This is a genomic window from Agathobacter sp. LCP21S3_B2 (assembly GCF_052118705.1).
Classification (GTDB): Bacteria; Bacillota; Clostridia; order Lachnospirales; family Lachnospiraceae; genus Roseburia.
The window spans coordinates 1-823 of the sequence record NZ_JBQKGQ010000051.1 but is presented as its reverse complement, the minus strand read 5'-3'; the positions used below and the strand labels follow the sequence as shown (position 1 = coordinate 823).

Annotated in this window: 2 tRNA genes; both read left to right on the top strand. The window is 31.1% G+C overall.

The annotated features are described in order from the left end of the window. Positions 1-35 precede the first annotated feature (35 nt). Positions 36-107 (top strand) — tRNA-Asn (locus ACTQ1L_RS15235). Between the two features lie 18 nt (positions 108-125). Then, positions 126-196: transfer RNA gene (locus ACTQ1L_RS15230), tRNA-Cys, on the top strand. Positions 197-823: the final 627 nt, after the last annotated feature.

Here is an 823-nt window from a genome sequence, read left to right as displayed (position 1 = left end):
TTTGTATGAAGTTTTGAAGGTACAAACCTTAATAATCCTCGATAGCTCAATGGTAGAGCACTCGGCTGTTAACCGAGTTGTTGTAGGTTCGAGCCCTACTCGGGGAGTTTTTTAGTATAATATATGGTGACATAGCCAAGTGGTAAGGCCCCGGTCTGCAACACCGTCATCGCCGGTTCAAATCCGGCTGTCACCTCTCTTAAAAGGACTACATCAGTTTATGATGTGGTCTTTCTTTTATATAATTTGCAAATAAAATATATTGTGGATTTTATGTAATATTCGTAATATATGTTGTACAGATTTCATTATTTTTAAATTTTCTACATTATTTTTCAGGATGCTACACTAAATTAATAAAGAGAAATATAAGCCTGATAAACAGAATTATATTTCTCTATTTTGACAACTCTTATATTTTTTTGAAAAAACAGTCAAAATCAGTCAAAGTTAGATTGATGCAAAATAAAAATTAGTAATAGAAAAGATACTAAAAATAGTAATTAGGCAAGTATTAATGATATATATGGTATATTCTGCACAAAAATGAATGTTGCATTTGCATATAGTGCACAATTTTAAAACTTGCTTTATATATTTCCAACAATTTTTAGTGTGATTATTTGTGAATATAAATGACGGATTATGATTGACAATGACGGATTATGAAAATATAATTATACTACAAGTTAAATGAATAATGTTGAAATGTTGTTTATGATTTCTTATCTTGTCCATCACCTGACCTCTTGATTGTCCAGCCATAGACCATTATACTGTCCTTATTAAGATAAAAGGAAAGGCTCCGGAGCCCTTCCCGCAA